The organism is Plantibacter sp. Leaf314, assembly GCF_001423185.1.
In the GTDB taxonomy this organism is placed as follows: domain Bacteria; phylum Actinomycetota; class Actinomycetes; order Actinomycetales; family Microbacteriaceae; genus Plantibacter.
Genome location: NZ_LMOB01000002.1, coordinates 68,851 through 88,494 on the forward strand (window position 1 = coordinate 68,851; position 19,644 = coordinate 88,494).

Genomic DNA, 19,644 nt, shown 5'->3' on the forward strand with positions numbered 1-19,644 from the left:
CGCGCGATCCGTCCAGAGCGGCGCGACAGAATGGAACCCATGAGCGTTCCCGCACCGGCACGAAGCACCTACCGGCACGGCGATCTCCGCCAGGCGTTGCTCGAGGCCGGCGTCGAGATGGCCAGACAGGGCGGACCCGACGCCGTCGTGCTGCGGGAGGCGACCCGACGCGCCGGCGTCTCACCGAACGCCGCCTACCGCCACTTCGCCGACCGCGACGCACTCGTCCAGGCCGTCTCCGACACCGCGCAGGGACTCGCCGCCGACCGCATGGCCACCGCCCTCGAGGCCGTGGAACCGACGGGTTCCGCCCCCGCGGACGCGCGACTGCGACTGCGCGCGGTCGGCACCGGCTACCTGCGGTTCGCGCGCGAGGAGCCAGGCCTCTTCCGGGCGGCCTTCTCAGTGCCGCACGACTTGAACGAGGCGATGAGCGTCGGCAAACGGGGCGCCTCCGGCCAGACCCCCTTCCAGACCCTGGCCGGCGTGCTCGACGAGCTCGCCGAGACGGGGGTGCTCCCGCCCGCACGACGACCAGGCGCCGAACTCCTCGCCTGGTCGTCGGTGCACGGACTCGGCATGCTCATCATCGACGGCCCGCTCAGAGGCCTCGACGAGGCGACCGTCGAGTTCGCGACGGAACACCTGCTGGACCTCGTCGACCGCGGCATCTGAGCGCCGCCCGACGATCACACCATCGTCAGCACCATGGCGGGATCGGCGAGCATCGTCCCGAGGTCGACGAGGAACCGCGACCCCTGCTCCCCGTCGATGAGCCGGTGGTCGAACGACAGCGACAGCGTCACGACCTGCCGCAACGCGACCTGCCCCTCGAACTCCCACGGGAGACGACGGACCGCACCGAGGGCGATGATCGCCGCCTCCCCCGGGTTCAGGATGGGCGTCCCCGCGTCGACACCGAAGACACCGACGTTGGAGATCGTGATCGTCCCACCACGCAACTCGGCCGGGGTGGTCCGGCCCTCCCGCGCCGTCCGGACGAGGCTCGACACGGCATCGGCGAGGTCGAACAGGCTGAGCTCGTCCGCGCGCGCGATGTTGGGCACGAGGAGTCCTCTCGGGGTGGCCGCGGCGATCCCGAGTCCAACATGCGCGTACTCGACGATCTCGCCCGCCGCCTCGTCCCAGCTGGCGTTGACCGCCGGCGTGCGTCTGACGGCGATGCACACCGCCTTGGCGAGGACCGTGAGGATGTTGACCCGGTGGTCGCCGGTGCGGGGCGAGTGGGCGAGCGCGTCCAGCAACGTCATCGTCGGCGTCACGTCGACGGTCAGGAACTCCGTCACGTGCGGTGCCGTGAACGCGCTGCTCACCATGGCCTCCGCGGTTCGTCGTCGCACCCCGGTGATCGGTCGCCGGACGGAGCCGTCATCCGACATCGTGACGCGAGTCGGTACGACCGGGGACGACCCCGACGAAGCGCCCGCCGCCAGCTCCACCTCCTCCCTGAGGACCCGGCCTCCGACGCCGGTGCCGACGAGGCTGCCGAGGTCGACTCCGAGATCGCGGGCGAGCCGACGGACCGGCGGTGTCGCCCGCGGACGCGTCGCCGGACGGGGAGCGGAGACGACGACCGGGTCGTCGGCCGACGCCCTGGCGCGCCGCCGCGGCCGCTCCCCGCTCGACGTCCGCGGGCCGTAGCCGACGAGGACGGGCTCGCGATCCCCGGCCGGGGACGGACGGTCGACCGCCGGCGCTTCGGACCCGGGTTCCGGCGAGGTGCCTTCCCCGTCCGGAGCGAAGTCGACGAGCGCCTCGCCGACGAGCACGGTCGTCCCCGGTTCGACATGGAGACGGGTGACCACGCCTGCGGTCGGTGCCGGCAGTTCCACGAGCGCCTTCGCGGTCTCGACCTCGGCGATCACCTGGTTGAGGTCGACGTGGTCGCCGACGGCCACGCGCCAGGAGACGAGTTCGCTCTCGGTGAGTCCTTCGCCGAGGTCGGGCAGGGAGAAGCGCTTCATCGTCGTCCCTCCTCGTCCGTCGTCGCAGCGGTCCGCGCCGCGGCCCGACCGGTGGACGACGGCACCGACGACCGGCGCCCCATCGCCCGGTCCACGCCGTCGAGGATGCGGTCGAGGTCCGGGAGGAAATGGTCCTCGAGGGCCGACGCCGGGTAGGGCGTGTCGAATCCCGTCACCCGCACCGGGGCCTCCTCGAGCACGTCGAAGCAGCGTTCCGTGATCGTCGCTGCCAGTTCGGCGCCGATCCCGCCGGAGCGCTGCGCCTCATGGGCGACGACGAGCCGTCCGGTCTTCTCGACGGACGCCACGACGGCGTCGACGTCGATCGGGGCGAGGGAGCGCAGGTCGATCACCTCGAGGTCGACACCCTCGTCCGCAGCCGCCTCCGCGGCGTCGAGCGCGGTCTGCACGAGCGGCCCGTAGGCGACCAGGGTCGCGTCACGGCCCGAGCGGACGGTCCGAGCGTGCGTGAAGGCCAGCGGATCGGTCGGCAGGTCCTCGAGCACCTCACCCTTCGTCCAGTACCGCCGTTTCGGCTCGAAGAACAGCACCGGATCGTCGCAGGCGATCGCCTGGCGGATCATCGTGTGCGCGTCCTGCGGGTCCGAGCAGGTGACCACCCGGAGGCCGGCCGTATGGGCGAAGTACGCCTCGGGCGACTCGGAGTGGTGCTCGACCGCGCCGATGCCCCCGCCGTAGGGGACCCGGATGGTGACGGGCATCCGCACGGCCCCGCGCGTGCGGTAGTGCAGCTTGGCCAACTGCGCCACGATCTGGTCGAACCCCGGGTAGATGAACCCGTCGAACTGGATCTCGCACACCGGCCGGAAACCACGGAAGGCGAGTCCGACGGCCGCACCGATGATCGCCGACTCCGCGAGCGGCATGTCGATGACGCGGTCGGCCCCGAACTCGGCCTGCAGGCCGTCGGTGACCCGGAACACGCCGCCGAGACGGCCGATGTCCTCGCCGAGGAGGAGGACGCGGTCGTCGTCGGCGAGGGCATGGTGGAGACCGGTGTTGATCGCCTTGCTCAGGGTCAGCGTCGTCATCGCACGCCTCCTGTCCCGTCGGCGCCGTCGAACGACTCGAGGTAGGAGCGGTACTCGTCCCGTTGGCGTTCGAGGACCGGATGCGGCGTCGTGTAGACCTCGTCGAACACGGAAAGCGGATCCGGCGCCTGCAGCGCGAGACACCCGGCACGGACCCGTGCGGCGGCATCGTCGGCGACCCGGGCCACCCGTGCACGAGCCGACTCGTCGAGGACCCCGGCCGCGTCGAGCAACCGTTCCACCCGGACGATGGGGTCCTTCGCCCGCCACGAGGCCACTTCGGCCTCGTCGCGATACCGGGTCGGGTCGTCGGAGGTGGTGTGCGGCCCCATCCGGTACGTCACAGCCTCGATGAAGGTCGGGCCGCCGCCGGAGCGGGCACGGTCCACCGCGATGCGCATCGCCGCAGTGACGGCCAGCACGTCGTTGCCGTCGACGCGCATGCTCGGCACACCGAACCCCGGCGCCCGCTCCGCGATGGGGCGCTGCGCCTGCAGCCCCACCGGCTCGGAGATCGCGTACTGGTTGTTCTGGCAGACGAAGACGACGGGTGCACGGAAGCTCGCGGCCAGGACGAGGGCCTCGCTGACGTCGCCCTGACTCGTGGCACCGTCACCGAAGTAGGCGACGGCGACGGCATCCGCGCCGTCGCGCTGGCAGCCCATGGCGTAGCCCGTCGCATGCAGTGTCTGCGCGCCGATGATGACGGCGGGTGTCGCCATCCCGACCTCGTACGGGTCCCAGCCCGAGAGGGCCGTCCCGCGCCACATGGCCATCAACTGGTCGAGTTCGACGCCCCGGCAGTAGGCGACCGCCTGCTCGCGATAGCTCGTGAAGACGAAATCGTCCGGCCGCAGGACGCGGGCCGAGCCGACCTGCGCCGCCTCCTGCCCGAGCAACGGCGGCCAGAGGCCGATCTCCCCCTGTCGCTGCAGGGCGGTCGCCTCGGTGTCGATCCGGCGGCTGACCACCATGTCCTCGTACAGACCGAGGAGCTCGTCCGGCCCGAGGTCGGCGACGAAGAGGTCGTAGAGTGCGTCCTCCCGGCGGTGTCCGTCAGGATCGATCAGCTGGACGAGGTCCGACGGGCCCGGGCCCCTGACCGCCTGATCCTCCGGAGACCTGTCGCGTGCATCACCTCCCGCTCCGTCCGGATCCTGCGGGAATTGGGTGTGAGTCTCCATCGACACGATGCACGCCGCCTTGAGTTCGGTGACCGCACGGCGGTGCCTCGTGAGCGGTGCCGTGCCCTCGCGTCATCGCGAGGTGGTCCGAGGCTACGCCGGATCGTCGCGCCCCTCAACCGTCGACACTCCCACCGACGGCAGAACGCCCGCCCCGCATGAGCGGGACGGGCGTTCTGTCGGTACGGGGTCGATCAGCCTTCGGCGGGAGCCTCAGGGCCTTCGCTGGCAGCGTCGCTGCCGTGCGTGTCGGCCTCGTCGGCGACGACCGGAGCGAGCGACAGCTTGCCGCGGTCGTCGATCTTCGTGATCTCCACGAGGATCTTCTGGCCGACGCCGAGCACGTCTTCGACGTTCTCCACACGCTTGCCACCGGCGAGCTTGCGGACCTCGGAGATGTGCAGCAGGCCGTCCTTGCCCGGGAGCAGCGAGACGAACGCGCCGAACGCGGCGATCTTGACGACGGTTCCGAGGAATTGTTCGCCGACCTCCGGGTTGGTCGGGTTGGCGATCGCGTTGACCTGGGCGCGAGCGGCCTCGGCCGACGGACCGTCGACAGCACCGATGTACACGGTGCCGTCCTCCTCGATGGAGATGTCGGCGCCGGTCTCGTCCTGGATGGAGTTGATCGTCTTGCCCTTCGGGCCGATCAGCTCACCGATCTTGTCGACGGGGATCTGGACGCTGATGACGCGAGGCGCGGTCGGCGCCATCTCGTCGGGAGCGTCGATCGCCGCGTTCAGCACGGAGAGGATCGTGGTGCGGGCGTCCTTGGCCTGCTGGAGCGCACCGGTCAGGACCGAGGTCGGGATGCCGTCGAGCTTCGTGTCGAGCTGGATGGCCGTGACGAACTCGGAGGTACCTGCGACCTTGAAGTCCATGTCGCCCAGGGCGTCTTCGGCGCCGAGGATGTCGGTGAGGGCCGCGTAGCGGGTCTCGCCGTCGACGACGTCGGAGATGAGGCCCATGGCGATACCGGCGACGGGTGCGCGCAGCGGCACACCGGCGTTCAGCAGCGACAGGGTCGAGGCGCAGACGGAACCCATCGAGGTGGAACCGTTGGACCCGAGGGCCTCGGACACCTGACGGATCGCGTAGGGGAACTCCTCGCGGCTCGGCAGCACCGGCACGAGGGCGCGCTCGGCGAGGAAGCCGTGCCCGATCTCGCGACGCTTCGGCGAACCGACCCGGCCGGTCTCACCGGTCGAGTAGGGCGGGAAGTTGTAGTGGTGCAGGTAGCGCTTCTTCGTGACCGGGGACAGCGAGTCGATCTGCTGCTCCATCTTCAGCATGTTCAGCGTGGTGACACCCAGGATCTGGGTCTCGCCGCGCTGGAAGATCGCGGAACCGTGGACGCGCGGGATGACCTGCACCTCGGCGTCGAGCGGACGGATGTCGGTCAGGCCACGGCCATCGATACGGATGCCCTCGCGGAGCACACGGCCACGCATGACGACCTTCGAGACGGACTTGTACGCGGCGGAGAACTGCGCGAGCACCTCGGCGTCGAGCGAACCGGCCTCGACGCGCTCGGCGATGGTCGCCTTGACGCGATCCTTGAGGGCGTCGTCGGCGTTCTGGCGCTCGATCTTGTCGGCGATCTGGTAGACGTTCACGAGCTCGTCGTGAGCGAGACCGGCGACGGCGTCGTAGCTCTCCTGCGTGTACGGGAGGAACACGGGGTAGGCCGCGATCTCCTTGGCCGCCTGGGCGGCGAGTTCGCTCTGCGCCTTCACGAGCTGCTTGAGGAACGGCTTGGAGGCCTCGAGACCGGCCGCGACGACCGCCTCGTCGGGCTTCGTGGCGCCGCCCTTGATGAGGTTCCAGCTGTTCTCGGTGGCCTCGGCCTCGACCATCATGATCGCGACGTCTTCGTTGCCGTTGGCGTCCGTCACGATACGACCGGCGACGATGATGTCGAAGACGGCCTCCTCGAGCTGGTCGACCTTCGGGAACGCGACCCACTGGTCGGCCTCGCCGGCCTGGCCGGGGATGAGAGCGAGACGGACGGCACCGATCGGGCCGGAGAACGGCAGGCCCGAGATCTGGGTGGACATCGACGCGGCGTTGATGGCCAGGGCGTCGTAGAACTCACCCGGAGCGATCGAGAGGACGGTGATGACGATCTGGACCTCGTTGCGGAGGCCGGTCACGAACGACGGGCGCAGCGGTCGGTCGATGAGGCGGCAGACGAGGATCGCCTCGGTCGAGGGGCGGCCCTCACGACGGAAGAACGAACCGGGGATCTTGCCGGCGGCGTAGGAGCGCTCCTCGACGTCCACCGTGAGGGGGAAGAAGTCGAAGTTGTCCTTGGGGTGCTTTCCGGCCGAGGTGGCCGAGAGGAGCATGGTCTCCTCGTCGAGGTACGCGGCGATCGCGCCCTGTGCCTGCTGCGCGAGGCGGCCGGCTTCGAACCGGACCGTGCGCTTGCCGAACTTGCCGTTGTCGAGAACGGCCTCGGCGAACTTGATTTCTGGACCTTCCACAGGTCTCTCCTTCGTACGTGTGCGCTCCCGTCGAGTGACGGGCCGCGCGCCCCGAATGGACGCGCCGTCGAGCGCGGTCGTGCATGATGCAGCGCGCAACGCAGCCGCAGTACTTGCTCAAGCCGCCCGGTCTTCCGGGACTTGGCTGGCCACCAGTAGAACACCACCCGCGGATCGCGAGGGATACACCACCGAGGACCAGCTTCCTGTCGGCTGGCTCTGCGCGCGGCGGACCTGTGACGGTCCACCGTGGACGAGCCTAGCAGAGGGGCCCTCCTGGAAGCCCGGCACGACACGGATGCTCAGGTGACGGGCGGGGTTCCGCCGGGCCCGGCCGCCCGGCGGTTCCGCCGGTCGAGTCCCCAGGACGCCACCAGCAGCACCATGGCGACGGCAGCCCCGATGAGGGTGTCGAGGACCCGCTCCCCCACCACCGCGAGGACCGGCGACCGTGACGAGGACGTGCTGATGACGAGGACGAGCGGCGTGATGAACACGAGCGCCAGGGCGTAATGCCGGATCACCACGAGCTCGATGGTGAACTGCAGCGCCGCCAACACCAGGGCGAGCACGTAGCCGTGCGGTTCGAGTGAGGCGACGAGCAGGAAGACCCCGGCGCCGACCAGGGTCCCGAGCACCCGGTGGACGCCGCGGGTCGCGCTCAGGGTGCGGGAATGTCCGACACTCAGGATGGCGACGGCGGAACCCGCGATCCAGTACCCGTGCCCGAGGCCGAGCAGGTATCCGAGGAGCGCGCTGCACGCCAGGGCCACGGTCAACCGGACGGCGACCCTGCGGTCCGACGGGCTGAGGCGGTACTCCGGGAACAGGACCCGCATCGGGGTCGGCTTCCCGGCGGCCCGGCGGACGCCCGGCACGAGGAGCGGTACCACGACGACGAGGATGGCGAAGAGCGATCCGGCGGCCACGAGGGTGATCACGAGTCGCCCGTCGATCCCGGCACCGCCGATCGCCGTCGGTGCGCTCAGATGCCCGGCGATGCCGAACACCAGGATGAAGAACAGCGCCCCCGGCGGGCCGAGCACGATCCCCTGGACGAGCCAGACCGCGGCCGCCCCGACGACGAGCAACCCGAGCGCGGTCAGCGGACGGGAGCCGGACAGCGAGACGCCGAGCGCCGAGGCGAGGACGAGCGCGACACCGATGAGTGGCAGCACCCGGAGGCGGTCGCGTCGACTGAGGGGGACGCAGTACAGCGCCGTGAACGCGCCGAGCCCGGCGAGCAGCCCGAGCGAGGTCGCGCCGGCGGCCGTGGCGACGGCGACCGGGACGGCCATCGAGATCGCGGCCGTCAGGGCGGCCGGCCATCGCTTGGGTGACGGCGCGAAGGAGATGAGGGAGGTCTTCAGACCACGTTCGGCCATCTCGTCCTCCCCTCCGCGTGCAACCCTGCAACGCTACGCCATTCAGCGGCAGCTCGCGGAGCCCGGCCGTGGCGCGAGCAGCCTCCGGCTACGCTGGAGCGGACCCCAGGAGGTGACGTTGACGCATCCCGCGCCGGCAGCCGCTCGCCCGAAGCGACGCGTCCCGTTCTGGGACAACGCCCGCTTCGCCTGCATCACGCTCGTGGTGATGGGCCACGCGGTCCAGCGGCTGACCTCCGAGTCCGACCCCGCACTCGTCGTCTACTTGTTCCTGTACGCCTTCCACATGCCGGCGTTCGCGATCGTCAGCGGGTACTTCTCGAAGTCCTCCCCTCCCGGGCGTCGGCAGATGCGTCGGGTGATCACGGACATCCTGCTGCCGTACCTCATCATGGAGGGCGTCTGGTCACTCGTGCAGTTCCTCGTCGAGGGCAAGCGCGCGTTCAACCCGACGCAGCCGTCCTGGACGCTGTGGTTCCTCCTCGCGCTCGGCATCTTCCGGCTCGTCCTGCCGTACCTGGCACTCCTCCGGTGGCCGCTGCTGTGGAGCGTCCTCATCTCGATCGGCGTCGGGTACCTCGACAACGTCGACAGCACGTTCTCGCTGTCCCGAGCGCTCGGGATCCTGCCGTTCTTCGTGCTCGGCTGGCAGGTCAACCGGTGGCGACTCGTGGACCGCTGGCACCTCGTGCGCGCGAAGACGTGGTGGGTCCGCATCGTCGCCGCCGTCGTGCTCGTCGTCTGGGCCGTCGTCCTGGTCGTGGGCATCGACCTGTGGCGGCGCATCGACCTCCGCTACTGGTTCTTCTACGACCGGGGCTACACCGCGCTCGGGAACGAGGACGGCACGGGCGGCCTGGTCCGACTCGCGGCGATCCTGCTCGCCGTGGTCCTCACCGCCGCGTTCTTCGTGCTCGTCCCCCGCCGCCATGCGTGGATCACGCGGTACGGCCAGTCGACGATGTACGTCTATCTCCTGCACTCCTTCGTGCTCTACCCGCTCCGCGAATCGGGCGTCCTCAAGGACACCGTCAACCCCGAGCTCGTCCTCGTCGGCCTCCTGGTGCTGTCGGTCGTGATCGTGATCGTGCTGTCCAGTGCGCCGGTCAGACGGATCACCCGCCCCCTCATCGAACCCCGGGCGGCCTGGATCTTCAGTCGGAAGCGGGCGTTCGACCCGGAGCCCCCTCGGAGCGACCCGACCGGGTCCCGCCGCGACGTCACGAGGTGACGAGGACGACCTTCCCGCGGACGTGACCGTCGATGAGATGGCGGTAGGCGTCGACGACCCGTTCGAGCGGCCACACGCTGTCGATCGGGAGCACGATCTCCCCCTCCGCGATCCACCGCCCCAGCTGCGCGAGCTCCGTCTGCGTCGCCGCTTGCCCGCCGACGCCGCCGAAGCCGTGTTCGGCGGCGAAGGGGCGGTCGGCGATGGTGTTCACCCGCTCCGGAGCGACACCGAGGTCGCGCGCGAGCTCGAGGGTCGGCCGTCCGTGGGTGTCGATGACGGCGGTGATCCCGCCGGGTGCGGCCTCGAGGACGCGCTCGCGGAGACCGTCGCCGTACTGGACGGGGATGATGCCGAGACCGTGGAGGAACTCCTGGTTGGCCGCACCGGCGGTGCCGAGCACGACCGCACCGCGCCGGCGGGCGAGCTGCGCCGCGAGCACGCCGACCCCGCCGGCCGCCGCGCTCACGAGCACGGTGTCCGACCGCTGGACGCCGACGGCGTCGACCGACGCGATCGCCGCCCGTCCGGCGATGTCGAGCGCGCCGGCCTGCTCGATGGTGAGCCCGTCGGGCACGTGGTGGAGGATGCCGGCCGGGGCGATGAGGAAGTCCGCCTGCGCGTGGAACCGGTGTCCGCCGTACACGTGGTCACCCGTCGCGAACCCCTGCACGCCGCTCCCGAGGCCGTCCACCACGCCGGCGAAGTCGTTGCCGTTCCCGCTCGGGACGTCCCGGCCGAATGAGGCGAGGGCTTCAGGTGATGCCGCGAGCTTGTGGTCGACGGGGTTGAGGCCTGCGACGAGCACACGGACGCGGACCTCGTCGTGACCGGGCACCGGGATGTCGCCCTCGACGAGGTGGAACACCTCGGGGCCTCCGAACCGGTCGAATCGCACGAACCTCGCCATGATGTCTCCTTCGCAGGCCTCCGCCGACCTCCATGCTCACACGCTTCCCGGGTGACGACCACCCCGGCCACTCGGGACGTCACGCGCCGTTCACCCGGCCGAGCGAGAATCGCGGACATGGGATGGGTCGATGCGGTGCAGACGGCGATCACGGCGTGGTTGCTCGAGATCGCCGCGTCGGGCTGGGTGTTCCCGGCGCTGTACCTGCTCACCGTCGCCGACGCCTTCCTCGTCATCCTGCCGAGCGAGACCGCGGTCACCGCGCTCGGCGCGATCTCGGCGTCGAGCGGCTCGCCGGACCTCGCTCTCCTCGTCGGTGTGGCCTGGGCGGGGGCCGTGACCGGCGACGTGTCCTGCTACCTCCTCGGACGACGGATCGGGACCACGCGGTTCGCCTGGATGCGGCGTCCACGGGTCGCCGGTGCCATCGCCCGTGCGGGCGTCGCGCTCGAGCGCCGCGCCGCCGCAGCCATCCTCACCGCGCGCTACATCCCCTTCGCGCGCATCGCGGTCAACCTCGTCGCGGGGGCGAGCGGGCTCCGTCCCCGTCGGTACCTCCCGATCACCGTCCTCGCGGGGCTCGCCTGGGCGCTGTGGAACGTCGGCGTCGGAGCCGTCGTCGGTCGCTTCCTCCCGGACCAGCCGGTGCTGGCGACCGCCGTCTCGATCGTCGTCGCCGTCGGCCTCGGTGTGGCCGTCGATCGGATCAGTGCAGCCTTGGCTGCTAGACGGCGACGAGCGCGAGCCTCACTCGACGAGTTCGCCCCGAGCCTTCTTGCCGACGATGGAGTGCCGGCGGCTGTAGGCGAAGTAGATGATGAAGCCGAGCGCCAGCCAGACGAGGAACCGCACCCAGGTGAGCGTCGTCAGGTTGAGCATGAGCCAGACGCAGAGCACCGCTGAGAGGATCGGCAGGAACGGCGACCACGGGACACGGAACGCGCGCGGCAGCTTCGGGTACTTCTTCCGGAGCACGATGACCGCGATGCTGACGAGCACGAAGGCGGAGAGGGTTCCGATGTTGATCATCTCCTCCAGCACGCCGACGTCGGTGAGCCCGGCGATCAACGCGACCAGGGCACCGACGATGAGCTGCACCCGCACGGGCGTCTTGCGCTTCTCGGAGGTGACGCTGAGGGATCGGGGCAGCAGGCCGTCGCGGCTCATGGCGAAGACCACGCGGGCGAGCCCGAGCAGCAGCACCATGATGACCGTCGTGAGGCCGGCGAGGATGCCGATCGAGATGACCTGGGCGGCCCAGTCGGCGCCGACCGCGATGAAGGCGGTCGCGAGCGACGGGTCCTCCGCCTCGGCGAGGGTCGTGTAGGGCACCATGCCGGTGAGGACGAGGCTGACGCCGACGTACAGGACGGTGACGATCGCGAGGCCGCCGAAGATCCCGCGGGGCAGGTTGCGCTGCGGGTTCTTGACCTCTTCCGCGCTCGTCGCCACGACGTCGAAGCCGATGAAGGCGAAGAACACGAGCGACGCTCCCGCGAGGAGACCGAAGACCCCGTACTGCGCGGGTGCCGCGCCCGTCATGAAGGAGAACAGCGACTGCGACCAGGTGTCGGACGCCCCCCCCTTCGTCGGGACCTCGGCGGGGATGAACGGCGTGTAGTTCGCCGCCTTCACGTAGAACGCGCCGACCACGATGACGAAGATGACGATCGCGACCTTGATGATCGTGAAGACGCTCGCGACGCGGGAGGACAGCTTCGTGCCGAGGACGAGCAGGGTGGTGAAGATCGCGACGATGACGAACGCGCCCCAGCTCACCTTGAGCCCGAAGACGTCGAGCTCGCTCGGGACGTCCCAGCCCCAGAGGAGGAACACGTTGCTCAGGTAGATGCCCCAGTACTTGGCGATGACCGCCGCGGCGGTGAGCATCTCGAGGATGAGGTCCCAGCCGATGATCCAGGCGAGGAGCTCACCGAGCGTGGCGTAGGTGAAGGTGTAGGCAGAACCGGCGACGGGCACCGTCGAGGCGAACTCGGCGTAACACATGATGGCCAGCGCGCAGGTGACGGCCGCGAGGATGAAGGCGAGCGACACCGAGGGGCCGGCGTAGTTGCCGGCGGCCTTGGCCCCGACGGAGAAGATCCCGGCGCCGACGGCGACCGCGACCCCCATGATCATGAGGTCCCAGGTGCCGAGCGTGCGCTTCAGACTGCGCCCTTCGATCCCCGAGTCCGCGAGGGAGTCCTCGATGCTCTTCGTCCGCCAGATGCTCATGGTGCTCCTTGCCGTGGTGCGGTGCTGCCGTGGCCTCGCGCGAAGCCGACTCTCGACCTTGCCAGATGAGCGGCCCGGGGTCGAGTCGGAAGTGGGATTTCCTCCAGGTGACGGCTCCCCGGCGGACACGAACGGGCGGTGACACACGAACGGGCCGCCATCCGAATGGATGACGGCCCGTCACGAAGAAGCTCGCGGTGTCAGCGCCCTTCGACAGGCTCAGGGACCGGGGTCCCGATGCGCTGGAAGGGGTAGAGGTGCTGCCTAGCGGCGGAGTCCGAGGCGCTCGATCAGCGAGCGGTAACGCTCGATGTCGACGGCCTGGAGGTAGCCGAGGAGGCGGCGACGCTGTCCGACCAGGAGCAGCAGACCACGACGCGAGTGGTGGTCGTGCTTGTGCTCCTTGAGGTGCTCGGTGAGGTCCTTGATGCGGCGGGTCATGACCGCCACCTGGACCTCGGGGGATCCGGTGTCACCTGGGTGGGTTGCGTACTCTTCGATGATCGCCTTCTTACGGTCTCCTTCAAGCGCCATAGTGGTGATCCCCTCTCTGTTCGTTGCGCGGTGCCCGTCGCCTGATGCGTGGGCTCTCTTGATCCGCGGCCGTTCGACGGCAACCTTGTGATTCTAGCAGGTTCAGAGCGGCGGGGGTTCGCGATGGGTCGTCCGGCGCTTCGCGTTCAGCCGTTCCTCCGCCTCGACCGCGGTGGCGCGGCGTCGGCGGCGCAGGACGAGGATGAGGGCGAGCGCGATGAGGTCGAGGACGAGGAAGGCGACGAGCAGCCAGACCCACACCGGCGGACCGGCTCCGGCGGTCGGCGCAGGCTCACCGGCGGCGGCGGCCGCCTCGGCCGTGGTGGTGGAGTCGTAGACCAGGCGGACCGGATCACCGAGGGTGGCGCCACCGCCGTCGTTCGTGGACACGAGGGCCAGCGTGATGTCGTACTCCCCCGCATCCGCACCGCGCAACCACTGGGTCATGTTGATCCTCGTGGACCACCCGCCGTCCGAGCCGACCTCGATCGGTTGCCCGTCGAAGCGGAACTCCGTCGCGCCGGTCTCCCCGGTCGCCTGCAGCTTGCACGCGTCGTCGTCAGACGTCGAGGCGCTGAAGCAGGGCTTGGCCGCGTCGTACAGGTCGATGGAACGCCAGTAGGACAGCACGACGTCGGCCCCCGGCTGGGCGGTCCCCGTGACGTCGAAGCCGCTCACCTGGTCGCCCTCGAGCGTGTAGTCCACCCGGTAGACGGTGTCGCCGTCGGCAGGGCTCTCGATGGTGCCAGCGGCCGCGGCGACCGCCGGGGTGGCGGCGAGCGGAGCCGCGACGAGGGCCGAGCCGAGCAACAGGGCCGCGACGGCGACGCCGACCGCGCGCGGCGCGCGCCACAGGGTCCGACCGATCCGACGGGCTCCGGAGATCACCTGGCCACCATCCCCTCCGGCACCGCCGGACGGCGACGCTCCCCACCAGTATCCCAAAGACGTCGGTCCACCACCTGGGAACGACGCGGGCGGAGGCCGGGTGGTCCGGCCTCCGCCCGCGTCAGGCCGTTCCGAGGCGCTCAGGCGCCGAGGCCTCCGAGCAGTTCGGAGAACGGGCGACCGAGGGCGAACTGGTCGTCGCGCCCGCCCGAACGGTCCGACGCCGCGACGAGGGCACGGAGCTCGCCCGCCGCCCGTTCGATCCGCTCCGGCAGCGCGCTCACGTGCGCCTCGCCGGAGCCCCAGTCCTCGGACGCCGCGAAGACGGCCGTCGGGACCGTGACGGCACGCAGGTAGGCGAACAGGGGCCGGACCGCGTATTCGAGCGCCAGCGAGTGCCTGGCCGACCCTCCGGTCGCGCCGAGGAGGACGGGCACCCCGGTCAGTGCCGTCGGTTCGACGATGTCGAAGAACGACTTGAACAGGCCCGAGTAGCTCGACGAGAAGATCGGCGTCACCGCGATCACGCCGTCCGCGCCGGTCATCGCTTCGACGGCCGCCGAGAGCCTGGGGCTCGGGAACCCCGTGAGGAGGTTGTTCGTGATGTCCTGCGCGAGGTCGCGCAGCTCGATCGACGTCGTCTCGACCGTGTGGCCGTCACGCTCGAGCTGTGCGACGGTGGCGTCGCGGAGCCGGTCCGCGAGCAGTCGGGTGGACGACGGCTGACTCAGGCCGGCGGAGACGACCGCGAGCGTGCGCGCGCCCGTCATCGTCCGACCCCGACCGCTGCGCGACCGAACGCCGAGCCGGCGTCGGCGTGGCTCGTCTCGACGGCTCCGGAGCGCGAGGCGAGCTCGGCGTCCGCCGCTGCGACCATCGACGCATGGGTCGGAGCCTCCGGCACGGTCGCCGGACGGTCCTTCGCGAACTCCTTGCGCAGCACGGGCACGACCTCGCCACCGAGGATCTCGAGCTGGTCCAGCACCGTTCCGAGCGGCAGACCGGCGTGGTCCATCAGGAACAGCTGTCGCTGGTAGTCACCGAACGAGTCACGCATCGAGGCGTAGCGGTCGATGACCTGCTGCGGGCTTCCCACGGTGAGGGGCGTCTGCTCGGTGAAGTCCTCGAGCGTCGGGCCGTGCCCGTACACGGGCGCGTTGTCGAAGTACGGACGGAACTGGGCCACGGCGTCCTGTGAGTTCTTCGCCATGAACGCCTGCCCTCCGAGTCCGACGATGGCCTGCTCGGCCGTGCCGTGCCCGTAGTGCTCGAAGCGCTGACGGTAGAGCTGGATCAGGCGCATGTAGTGCTCCTTGGGCCAGAAGATGTTGTTCGCGAAGAAGCCGTCGCCGTAGTAGGCCGCCTGCTCGGCGATCTCGGGGCTCCGGATCGAACCGTGCCAGACGAAGGGCGGCACGCCGTCGAGCGGACGCGGCGTGGACTGGAAGCCCTGGAGCGGGGTGCGGAACTGCCCCTGCCAGTCGACGTAGTCCTCTCGCCAGAGCCGGTGCAGCAGGGCGTAGTTCTCGATGGCGAGGTTGATGCCCTCGCGGATGTCCTTGCCGAACCAGGGGTAGACCGGACCGGTGTTCCCGCGGCCCATGATGAGGTCCACGCGGCCGCCGGCGAGGTGCTGCAGCATGGCGTAGTCCTCGGCGATCTTGACCGGGTCGTTCGTCGTGATCAGGGTGGTGCTCGTCGAGAGGATCAGGTGTTCGGTCTTCGCGGCGATGTAGCCGAGCATGGTGGTCGGGCTCGACGGGACGAACGGCGGGTTGTGGTGCTCGCCGGTCGCGAAGACGTCGAGGCCGACCTCCTCCGCCTTGAGGGCGATCGCGACCATGGCCTCGATGCGCTCGTGCTCGGTGGGCGTGACCCCGGTGGTCGGGTCGGTGGTGACATCCCCCACCGTGAAGATTCCGAATTGCATGATGCGCTCCCACAGATTCTTCCATGCGTTTGCATGGATATTCAGCACAACGAGGCGAACCACCGCACTATTCCCACGCGCCGGGAGAACATCGCCGAGCGGTCGTGCGGGACCCCTGTCCCATGTCGGAGGCCTGTGGCAGGATCGCCGCATGAACGGCTCAACACACCCCGACTCCGGCCCGTCGACACCTCGTCCGCAGCACGTCTGCGGGATCGTCCCACCCTGGCTGCTCGAGCGGATCGCCGAGCTCGACACCCCGCGCCTGGCGCGCGCCGCGAGCGCCGCCCGGTACTCCCTCCTCGCCACCCGCCCGTACCGGTTCCCGGAGCCGGGCACTGCGCCGCAGACGGCGTCGGGGCCCGCGCGCGGTGCGACGACGGAGCGAGGGGCCGTCTCCGCCCCGCGACGCTCCATCTTCGACGCGGAGCGCTCCGAGACGCTTCCCGGCACGCTGGTGCGGTCGGAGGTCGATCCGGCCACGACGGACGCCGCGGTCACCGCCGCCTACGAGGGACTCGGCGACACCCACACCCTCTTCGCCGAAGCGTTCGCGCGGGACTCCATCGACGGCCTCGGGCTGCCGTTGCTCGCGACGGTGCACTACGGCGACGACTACGACAACGCGTTCTGGAACGGCGAACAGATGGTCTTCGGCGACGGCGACGGCGAGGTCTTCCGGAGCTTCACCAGCTCGCTGAGCGTCATCGGTCACGAGCTGGCCCACGGCGTCACGCAGTACACGGCGAACCTCACCTACGAGGGACAGTCGGGCGCCCTGAACGAACACGTCTCCGACGTCTTCGGCGCCCTCGTCGAACAGCACGCCCGCGGCCAGGACGCTGCCGCGGCGTCCTGGCTCATCGGCGAAGGACTCTTCACCGACGAGGTCGAGGGGAACGCCCTGCGCTCCATGCTCGCCCCCGGCACGGCCTACGACGACGACGTCCTCGGGAAGGACCCGCAGCCGGCCCATCTCGACGACTACATCGAGACGACCGACGACAACGGCGGCGTCCACCTCAACTCGGGCATCCCGAACCGCGCGTTCGCGACGTACGCCGTCGCCCTCGGCGGTAACGCCTGGGAGCGCGCCGGACGCGTCTGGTACGACACGCTCACGGGCGGGCTCGCCGAACGCACGGACTTCGGCACCTTCGCCGCCGCCTCGATCACCGCGGCGACCTCACGATTCGGTGCCGACTCCGAGGAGCGGACGGAACTCGAGGCGGCCTGGGCACGCGTCGGGATCGTCCCGGCCGACTGAGCACGATGGTGGGGATCATGCCCGCGGAGTAGCATCGCGGCATGAAGGTCACGGTCACGAGGAGCGGCGGCGTCGCGGGGATGACGCGGCAATGGGAGGTCGTCGTCGACGACCAACCCGACGTCGACACCTGGATCGTGCTGCTCGACGGCCTGCCGTGGGACGACGCCCCGCAGGGACCACCGCTGCCCGACCGCTACGTCTACCGCATCCGGTGTGCGCCCAAGGAGGCGACGCTCGGAGAACGGCAACTCACCGGTCCCTGGCAGGAGCTCGTCGAGCGGGTCCGCGCGGCGCAACCGCCTCACGAGTGACGGCAGCGGTCCGCCGTCGGGCGGACCGCGCGTCCGTCAGTGCTGCGGGAACCGTTCTGCAAGCAGTTCGATCGTCCGTTCACGGGCCGGTGCCGAGTTCGCGGGAGTGCCCTCCCGTGCCGATCCGACCGGCGACACCATGACCTCGTCGACGCCGAAACGATCGGCGAGCCCCTGCAGCTCGCTCGCGGCGCGGTCGGCGTCGCCGATGATCCAGGCGGCGCGCATCTGCTCGACGAAGCCGAGTTCGAGGTCGCTCTGCTCGGCGGTCGCGGCCTCCTCCACGGTGGCGATCGGCCCGAGGGGCTTGCCCGAGCGCAGCCGGGCCATCTGCTGGAGGTTCGGCAGGGCGAGGGCCTCGGCCTCTTCCGCGGTGTCGGCCACGACGGCGTTCGCGGTGAGGAAGGTGCGTGGGGCGTCGAGGAGCGCCGAGGGCTGGAAGCTCGAGCGGTAGAGCTCGAGGGCGCGAGCCGTCCCCTGGCCGGAGAAGTGGTGCGCGAAGACGTAGGGCAGGCCGAGGGCTGCGGCGAGCGCCGCGGAGTAGTCGCTGGATCCGAGCAACCAGACGTCGGGCACGCTCCCTGCCTTCGGGGTGCCGCGGAGGGCGTACTCCTCGCCGGAGGTCATGCGGACACTGGCGCCGTCGACCCCGAGGAGGGCGACGATGTCCTGCACGTTGTTCGGGAAGCGGTCGACGTCGCTCGTGTTGCCGGACTGGCGGAGGACGGCGGAGATGACCGGGTCGCTGCCCGGGGCGCGTCCGAGGCCGAGGTCGATGCGGCCCGGTGCCGAGGCCTCGAGGAGCGCGAACTGCTCGGCGACGACGAGCGGCGCGTGGTTCGGGAGCATCACGCCACCGGAGCCGACCCGGATCCGCTTCGTCGCGGCGGCGAGGATGCCGATCACGACCGCGGGGTTGGTCGACGCGACGGACGGCATGTTGTGGTGCTCCGCCACCCAATACCGGTGATACCCCAGCTCGTCGGCGCGCTTCGCCAGGGCGATCGTCGCGGCGAGTGCCGCCGCGGTGTCCTGGTCGGTGCGGACGGGGATGAGGTCCAGTATCGAGAGTCGCATGTTCACCTTTCGTCGCGCTGCCGAGCGGCGACAGGCGCGTAGGGTGCAGCGTCCGGAGGGCGCGACATATTCCGCGACGGCGCGACCGGCGGATTCTCAGCACGGTCCAAGCCGGAGCCGACATCCGGCGCGTACGCTGGACGCCCGCCACTGCGAAGGAGCACACCATGGGATTCCTCGATCGACTGCTCGGACGCCCCGAGTCCGGCGAACCTGCCCAGGCGACGGACGACGGCCGGAGGGCATCTGCGACGACCAGGACGCCGGATGAGATCGCCGTCGAGCGATACCGCTACCTCCTGCGCACTGCTCCGCCGGAGACCATCGAGCAGGTCCACGAGGAGGCGTTCACGAAACTCACCCCCGAGCAGCGGGGCATCCTCTTCCGCCAGTTGTCCGAGGACGCTCCCACAGGTGAGGCGCCTGCGAACGACTCCCCGAAAGCCCTCGCGCTCTCCGCCACCCGCGCCGAGATGCGCCAGCCGGGCACGCTGGAGCGGAACCTCGGCCCGCAGGGAGGTGGCATGGGCTTCGGTGGGATGCTCGCCAGCTCGATGCTCGGCACGATCGCCGGGGTCGTCGTCGGTTCGGCCATCGCGCAGGCGTTCATCCCCGACGCCGTCGGCACCGACGCCGGGGCGGATGCCACCGGCGCCGATCAGGGCGGAGGCGAGGCCGGAGCGTCAGACGGGGCGGCTGTCGACGCCGGAGCCGACCCGACTGCCGGCGGCTGGGGCGATGGCGGGTTCGCGGACGGAGGCGGCGACTTCGGTGGCGGTGGCGACTTCGGCGGTGGAGGCGACTTCGGCTTCTGAGCGCGGACGCGGTTCAGCGTCGACGGCCGGCAGCGGCCGCCGGGAGCGCGGTCCGCAGCTCGTCGGCGCGGAGTTCGAGGAGCTCGATGACCTCCTCGATCCGTCCCTCCCGCGCCACATCGGCGGCCCGCTCCACCCACTGCGCGAGTTCCCGCTGCGCACTGTTCGGCAGGCCGCGGAAGAACGCCAGCCGACCGGCGTCGTGGAGCGCCTGCTCGAGGTCGGGCCGCAACCGGACGACCGTCCCGGTCGCCGCGAGCGGCGCGTCTCCCACATCAGCGTGTCTGCCCATGCGGCCACGCTAGCGGCTCGGATGGCGGCCGTCGAGGGACCGGGCTCCGATCGGCTTCG

18 protein-coding genes and 1 pseudogene are annotated in these 19,644 nt (G+C 70.5%); 6 read left to right on the forward strand and 13 right to left on the reverse strand.

What is annotated here, in order from left to right; translation table 11 throughout:
* Positions 1–39 precede the first annotated feature (39 nt).
* Positions 40–675, forward strand: a complete 636-nt coding sequence (locus ASF68_RS13610; protein WP_200936448.1) for a TetR/AcrR family transcriptional regulator — start codon at positions 40–42, stop codon at positions 673–675.
* A gap of 14 nt (positions 676–689) precedes the next feature.
* On the opposite strand, the gene ASF68_RS13615 is transcribed toward ASF68_RS13610, so the two are convergent.
* The 5 genes from ASF68_RS13615 to ASF68_RS13635 all read right to left on the reverse strand — a co-directional run bounded on the left by ASF68_RS13615 (position 690) and on the right by ASF68_RS13635 (position 8,092).
* A complete protein-coding gene (locus tag ASF68_RS13615; protein ID WP_056012191.1) occupies positions 690–1,985 on the reverse strand; it encodes a dihydrolipoamide acetyltransferase family protein in 1,296 nt (431 codons plus the stop codon).
* Complete coding sequence (locus ASF68_RS13620) at positions 1,982–3,037, reverse strand: alpha-ketoacid dehydrogenase subunit beta (RefSeq protein ID WP_056012193.1); 1,056 nt, start codon at positions 3,035–3,037, stop codon at positions 1,982–1,984. Before ASF68_RS13620 ends, ASF68_RS13615 begins: the two co-directional genes overlap by 4 nt.
* Entirely contained in the window at positions 3,034–4,221 is a 1,188-nt protein-coding gene (pdhA, locus tag ASF68_RS13625; protein WP_082456163.1) for a pyruvate dehydrogenase (acetyl-transferring) E1 component subunit alpha, read from the reverse strand. The genes ASF68_RS13620 and pdhA overlap by 4 nt, the downstream gene beginning before the upstream one ends.
* A gap of 194 nt (positions 4,222–4,415) precedes the next feature.
* A complete protein-coding gene (locus tag ASF68_RS13630; RefSeq protein WP_056012195.1) occupies positions 4,416–6,707 on the reverse strand; it encodes a polyribonucleotide nucleotidyltransferase in 2,292 nt (763 codons plus the stop codon).
* Positions 6,708–7,009: 302 nt separating this feature from the next.
* The gene (locus ASF68_RS13635; RefSeq protein WP_056012197.1) at positions 7,010–8,092 is read right to left on the reverse strand and encodes an FUSC family protein; all 1,083 of its coding nucleotides are present in this window, start codon (positions 8,090–8,092) and stop codon (positions 7,010–7,012) included.
* A 118-nt stretch (positions 8,093–8,210) separates the two neighbouring features.
* Here ASF68_RS13635 and ASF68_RS13640 point away from each other — a divergent pair, with 118 nt between their 5' ends.
* Positions 8,211–9,323, forward strand: a complete 1,113-nt coding sequence (locus ASF68_RS13640) for an acyltransferase family protein (protein ID WP_056013375.1) — start codon at positions 8,211–8,213, stop codon at positions 9,321–9,323.
* Here ASF68_RS13640 and ASF68_RS13645 read toward each other — a convergent pair.
* Positions 9,313–10,233 (reverse strand): NADP-dependent oxidoreductase, encoded by a 921-nt coding sequence (locus ASF68_RS13645; RefSeq protein ID WP_056012199.1) that lies wholly within the window; start codon positions 10,231–10,233, stop codon positions 9,313–9,315. The two genes, ASF68_RS13640 and ASF68_RS13645, sit on opposite strands and share 11 nt — an antisense overlap.
* Positions 10,234–10,350: 117 nt before the next feature.
* Here ASF68_RS13645 and ASF68_RS18515 point away from each other — a divergent pair.
* A pseudogene (locus ASF68_RS18515) lies at positions 10,351–10,836 on the forward strand (DedA family protein); the annotation flags it as partial.
* Between the two features lie 144 nt (positions 10,837–10,980).
* On the opposite strand, the gene ASF68_RS13650 reads toward ASF68_RS18515, so the two are convergent.
* From ASF68_RS13650 to ASF68_RS13670, 5 genes are all read right to left on the reverse strand, one after another.
* Complete coding sequence (locus ASF68_RS13650) at positions 10,981–12,468, reverse strand: amino acid permease (RefSeq protein WP_056012201.1); 1,488 nt, start codon at positions 12,466–12,468, stop codon at positions 10,981–10,983.
* A 264-nt stretch (positions 12,469–12,732) separates the two neighbouring features.
* Positions 12,733–13,002: a 30S ribosomal protein S15 gene (gene rpsO, locus ASF68_RS13655; protein WP_056012204.1), complete on the reverse strand. Its 270-nt coding sequence runs from the start codon at positions 13,000–13,002 to the stop codon at positions 12,733–12,735.
* Between the two features lie 102 nt (positions 13,003–13,104).
* The gene (locus tag ASF68_RS13660; protein ID WP_056012207.1) at positions 13,105–13,890 is read right to left on the reverse strand and encodes a hypothetical protein; all 786 of its coding nucleotides are present in this window, start codon (positions 13,888–13,890) and stop codon (positions 13,105–13,107) included.
* Positions 13,891–14,030: 140 nt separating this feature from the next.
* A complete protein-coding gene (locus tag ASF68_RS13665; protein WP_056012210.1) occupies positions 14,031–14,660 on the reverse strand; it encodes an FMN reductase in 630 nt (209 codons plus the stop codon).
* Complete coding sequence (locus ASF68_RS13670; protein WP_056012214.1) at positions 14,657–15,820, reverse strand: LLM class flavin-dependent oxidoreductase; 1,164 nt, start codon at positions 15,818–15,820, stop codon at positions 14,657–14,659. Before ASF68_RS13670 ends, ASF68_RS13665 begins: the two co-directional genes overlap by 4 nt.
* A gap of 151 nt (positions 15,821–15,971) precedes the next feature.
* Between ASF68_RS13670 and ASF68_RS13675 the strand changes: the two genes are divergently transcribed.
* Both ASF68_RS13675 and ASF68_RS13680 read left to right on the forward strand, forming a co-directional pair.
* Positions 15,972–17,087 carry a M4 family metallopeptidase gene (locus ASF68_RS13675; protein ID WP_056012218.1) on the forward strand — a complete coding sequence of 372 codons (1,116 nt, stop codon included), beginning with the start codon at positions 15,972–15,974 and terminating at the stop codon, positions 17,085–17,087.
* A 41-nt stretch (positions 17,088–17,128) separates the two neighbouring features.
* Positions 17,129–17,401: a protealysin inhibitor emfourin gene (locus ASF68_RS13680; protein WP_056012221.1), complete on the forward strand. Its 273-nt coding sequence runs from the start codon at positions 17,129–17,131 to the stop codon at positions 17,399–17,401.
* A 36-nt stretch (positions 17,402–17,437) separates the two neighbouring features.
* On the opposite strand, the gene ASF68_RS13685 is transcribed toward ASF68_RS13680, so the two are convergent.
* On the reverse strand, positions 17,438–18,478 hold the full coding sequence (locus tag ASF68_RS13685) for an LLM class flavin-dependent oxidoreductase (protein ID WP_056012224.1): 1,041 nt from the start codon (positions 18,476–18,478) through the stop codon (positions 17,438–17,440).
* Between the two features lie 167 nt (positions 18,479–18,645).
* Here ASF68_RS13685 and ASF68_RS13690 point away from each other — a divergent pair, with 167 nt between their 5' ends.
* Positions 18,646–19,293: a hypothetical protein gene (locus tag ASF68_RS13690; RefSeq protein WP_056012227.1), complete on the forward strand. Its 648-nt coding sequence runs from the start codon at positions 18,646–18,648 to the stop codon at positions 19,291–19,293.
* A 13-nt stretch (positions 19,294–19,306) separates the two neighbouring features.
* Here the strand turns inward: ASF68_RS13690 and ASF68_RS13695 are convergent, their stop codons facing one another.
* Positions 19,307–19,585: a YdeI/OmpD-associated family protein gene (locus ASF68_RS13695; RefSeq protein WP_082498685.1), complete on the reverse strand. Its 279-nt coding sequence runs from the start codon at positions 19,583–19,585 to the stop codon at positions 19,307–19,309.
* Positions 19,586–19,644: the final 59 nt, after the last annotated feature.